Origin of the sequence: Bacillus sp. GMs2/2 (assembly GCF_050172095.1) — a bacterium.
Taxonomy (GTDB): domain Bacteria; phylum Bacillota; class Bacilli; order Bacillales; family Bacillaceae_G; genus Bacillus_A; species Bacillus_A cereus.
Map to the genome: position 1 here is coordinate 1 of NZ_JBNLYE010000313.1, position 4,714 is coordinate 4,714.

The following is a 4,714-nucleotide window of genomic DNA, read 5'->3' on the forward strand; positions in this document are numbered from 1 at the left end:
AAGTGCAAATTTTTGATGGAGAAACATATAAAAATGAATTAGAGAAGAGAGAAAATGCAACCGTGGGCCTTTCTGTACCACGTGGGAAAATATTTGATCGTGAAGGAAATCCAGTAGTTGATAATAAGTCTTTACGTACGATTACATATACAAAGGTGAAAGGTGTAAAACAAGAAGAAATATTAAAATCAGCAAGACAACTTGCAGATATTATTGAAATGCCACAAGAAGATATAGATAAGTTAACTGAGACTGATAAGAAAGACTTTTGGATGCAATTGAATCCAGAACTGGCTCAAGACTTAGTATCAAAAAAAGAAATAGATAAGTTCCGAGATAAGGATATTACCGGAAAAGAGCTAGACAAAAAAATAGAACATTTAAAAAGGAAACGCGTTACAGATAAAAATCTTCAAGAACTAACGGCTAAAGATATAGAAGTGTTAGCTATTAAAAGTAAAATGACCTCAGGTTTTCAAATGGCACCTCAAATTATTAAAAAGGACGTTAGTGAACAGGAATATGCGGTGATTAGTGAAAATTTAGCGAACCTTCCAGGAGTAGACGCATCAGTTGATTGGGAGAGAATCTATGTAAATGATGGATTATTCCGTTCTGTCCTTGGTAACGTTTCAAATGCTGATGAAGGATTGCCCCGTGAACGATTAGATTATTATTTAGTGCGTGATTATAGCCGAAATGATAGGGTCGGCAAAAGTTATATCGAACAGCAATACGAAGATGTACTTCATGGTACAAAAAAAGAAGTAAGAAGCATTGCTAATAAACAAGGAAATACTATTAGAACGGAAACGGTTTCGGAAGGAAAAAGCGGTAAAAATTTAACTTTAACAATAGATATGGAATTGCAAAAAAAAGTAGAGGAGAGCATAGAAAAAATATTAAAACAATATAAAGGATCAGAATCAATGTTAGACCGTGCTTTCGTAGTGATGATGAATCCTAAAAATGGCCAAGTATTATCAATGGCTGGGAAAAGGCTTGTAGAAAAAGACGGGAAAATGGAAGTAGAAGATTATGCTTTAGGCACGCTGACAAGTTCATATGAGCTTGGATCAACGGTTAAAGGTGCGACAGTGTTAACAGGGTTTGAAACAAATGCAATAACTCCTGGAACACATTTTTATGATGCACCTATGAAGTTTAAAGGAACTAAGGAAAAGAAGTCTTGGAAAAATTTTGGTGATATAGACGATCTAAGAGCGTTACAAGTTTCTTCAAACGTTTATATGTTTAATATAGCATTAAAAATTGCTGGCGTGGATTATGTAAAAAATAGTTCACTAGATATTAAACAAGAATATTTTGATAAAATGAGGTATTATTTCAGGCAATTTGGACTAGGTGTACAAACTGGTATTGATTTACCAAATGAAACTGCAGGGCAAATTGGAAAAAAAGATAATCAGCCTGGTTTCTTATTAGATTATTCTATTGGGCAATATGATACGTATACACCACTTCAGCTTGCACAATATATTTCGACTATCGCAAATGGAGGATATCGAATGAAACCACAAATTGTTCAAGAGATTAGAGAACAAACCGTTCAAAAAGATGAGGTTGGTAAAGTAGTACAATCAATAGAACCCGTTGTTTTAAATAGAATCGATATGAAACAAGAATATATTAATCAAGTAAAAGAAGGATTTAGAAAAGTATTTCAAGAAGGAGATGGAACAGGAGTAAGAGCGTTCCAAAAAGCACCATATAAACCAGCTGGTAAAACAGGGACCGCACAAACTGTATATGGTGGAGAAAATGCAATTGGGCGAAATGCGAAAGGCGATCGTAGAGAATGTTATAACTTAACATTAGCTGGATATGCGCCATATGATGATCCAGAAGTAGCATTTTCTGTTGTAGTACCGTGGGTTGAAAATGATAAATCGGGCATTAACTCCGATATTGGAAAAGAAGTTTTAGATGCTTATTTTGATTTGAAAAATAAGCGGTTAACTGGTGAAGCGCCAAAAACAGATGCCTCTAAAGAGAATTAAAATGTACGAAACGTCTCTAGCATTCCTGTGAACTAGAGGCGTTTTTATCTGGGAATAGATTAGAAATGAGGTATATATGAAGCTGTTTATTCTAAAATATTCGAGGAACATATGTAGCTACATATTAATTATAATAGGGGTTATTTTTATTAATAAGTCCTTTTTATTTTGTATGGTAGAAGGAATTTCGATGCAACCTACTTTGAATGAAAAAGATTATATACTTGTTAATAAGGTAAACGTCTGTTTATCGTCTTTTCATCATGGAGATGTTGTCATTATAAAAAAAGAAGACGAGCCTACTTACTATGTGAAACGAATTATTGGATTATCGGGGGATAATATACAACTAAAAAAGGATAAGGTATTTATTAACGGTAAAAAGCGTGATGAGTCGTATATACATTTAGATATGTCACAAGTATCCAATCGTTTTTCAAATTTTAGAGAAATAAAAGTTCCTACGCATAAATTATTTGTGTTAGGTGATAATCGTAATCATAGTAAAGATAGTAGGAATACACTTGGACTTATTGATGAGTCAAATATAATAGGTAAAGTAGAAATGGTATTTTATCCATTTGATCATATAAAATGGATAAAATAATTCTATTAACTATTCACGTTTTATAAAATCAATCATATATTAATAGCATAGGACAAGCAGAAAAGCTTGTTCTAACCTCACAGAACACTCCTTATCACGGTTAGGCATCTACATAGGTAGATGCTTTTTTTATGTTGATGACTGAAAATTATTTATCAATATAATGTAGCAAGCATATTAGGACTATTAGGGGAAGATTACTTGTACAAATAACAGTATGCTTAATTAAAACAATGCAATGTAAGGAGTGAGGAATAAGTGCTAAATATTTTAGTGGTTAATTTTCCAGCAGAGGGACATGTAAACCCTACATTAAATTTAGTAAAAGCTTTTACTAAACGAGGGGATAACGTACATTATATTACAACGGCAAACTTTAAGGATAGAATTGAAGATTTAGGAGCTACTGTACATATTCATCCGGATCTATTAAAAGAGATTTCTATTGATGCTGAAACCTCATCTGGGTTAAATGCTTTCTTTCATGTGCATGTTCAAACTTCTTTATATATATTAGAAATTACGAAACAATTATGTGAAAGTATAAATTTTGATTTCGTAATTTATGATATATTTGGCGCAGGAGAGTTAGTAAAGGAGTATTTACAAGTTCCAGGTGTAGTGTCCTCACCTATATTTTTAATTCCGCCAGAATTTTTGAAGACATTACCTTTTCATCCAAATGCAGATATGCCATTCCAACCAGAGGAAATCTCTGAAAAATTACTAAATCAGATGAAACATAAATTTGGAGTAAAACCAAAGAATAATCTTCAATTTATGAATAATAAGGGTGATGTTTGTCTCGTATACACAAGTCGCTATTTCCAACCTAATAACGAATCGTTCGGAGAAAATAACATTTTTATTGGACCGAGTATTTCAGAGCGTACAACAAATATAAAGTTTCCACTGGAATCACTTAAAGAAAAGAAAGTTATTTATATTTCAATGGGAACACTGCTTGAAGGACTCGAACCATTCTTTAATACTTGTATTGATACTTTTTCAGATTTTGATGGGATAGTTGTAATGGCAATTGGTGATAGAAATGATATTTCTAAAATTAAGAAAGCACCAGATAATTTTATAATTGCTCCATACGTACCTCAATCAGAAATATTAAATGAAGCAGATGTTTTTATTACACATGGCGGTATGAATAGCGTACACGATGCCATTCATTATAATGTCCCATTTGTAATAATACCGCATGATAAAGACCAGCCAATGATAGCGCAAAGATTAACTGAGCTTGAAGCGGCACATAGACTATTGAAAGAACATGTTAATGTGCACACTTTAAAAGAGGCCGTAACAGATGTTCTTTCAAATGAAAAGTATAAACATGGTATAAGAAAACTTAATGATAGCTTTTTAGAATGTGGTGGTTCAAAAGAAGCAATTGCAGTTATTGAATCTCTTTTAAATAAAGTAAAACTTTAATCGGTAGGGATTTTACTACCCATAAATAGCGGGATAAATAGTCGTAACTGTATACAAGCATAGAGGTTCTCACCTTTATGCTTGTATATTCTTATCCAGCAAATTGCACAGCAGTATTTGCGTGTAAAAAAGCAGTATCAAAAACGGGAACAGTAAGATCATTTTGGGAGATAAGTAAAGGTATTTCAGTACAGCCTAATAATATACCTTCAGCGCCGTTTTGAATTAATGATTTTGTAATTTGTAATAACTTTTCTTTAGATGTTTCTGAAATGATCCCTCTACTTAATTCATCTAATATGACATGGTGGATAAAGGTTCTTTCCTCTTCATTTGGGATAATTGTCTCAATGTTATATTTCGCTAATCGTGATTTATAGAAATCTTGCTCCATCGTTTGTTTTGTTCCTAATAGTCCGATACGTTTTATACTCTGTTCTACCATTTCTTTAGCACTTACATCACCAATGTGAAGAAGCGGGATAGATATTGCTTGTTCTACTTCCTCGGCAAATAGATGTACGGTATTTGAACACATTAATAAACATTCAGCCCCAGATTTTTCAACTTTCTTTGCAACTGTAACTAGTTCATTTTTCACTTCTTCATATTGATGGTTTTGTAATAAAGTAGTTACTTC

General features: G+C 32.7%; 4 protein-coding genes. 3 read left to right on the top strand and 1 reads right to left on the bottom strand.

Annotated features, from left to right (window positions below):
• Positions 1-2 precede the first annotated feature (2 nt).
• The 3 genes from ACQGS6_RS23205 to ACQGS6_RS23215 all read left to right on the top strand — a co-directional run bounded on the left by ACQGS6_RS23205 (position 3) and on the right by ACQGS6_RS23215 (position 4,074).
• Positions 3-2,021, top strand: coding sequence for a peptidoglycan D,D-transpeptidase FtsI family protein (locus tag ACQGS6_RS23205; RefSeq protein ID WP_426965669.1), 2,019 nt, complete (start codon positions 3-5; stop codon positions 2,019-2,021).
• A 76-nt stretch (positions 2,022-2,097) separates the two neighbouring features.
• Positions 2,098-2,628 carry a signal peptidase I gene (lepB, locus tag ACQGS6_RS23210; RefSeq protein ID WP_426965670.1) on the top strand — a complete coding sequence of 177 codons (531 nt, stop codon included), beginning with the start codon at positions 2,098-2,100 and terminating at the stop codon, positions 2,626-2,628.
• Between the two features lie 258 nt (positions 2,629-2,886).
• Positions 2,887-4,074, top strand: a complete 1,188-nt coding sequence (locus tag ACQGS6_RS23215; protein WP_074624877.1) for a macrolide family glycosyltransferase — start codon at positions 2,887-2,889, stop codon at positions 4,072-4,074.
• Between the two features lie 91 nt (positions 4,075-4,165).
• Here the strand turns inward: ACQGS6_RS23215 and ACQGS6_RS23220 are convergent.
• Positions 4,166-4,714 (bottom strand): aspartate/glutamate racemase family protein (locus tag ACQGS6_RS23220; RefSeq protein WP_426965671.1); only part of this gene is annotated, 549 nt, incomplete at its 5' end.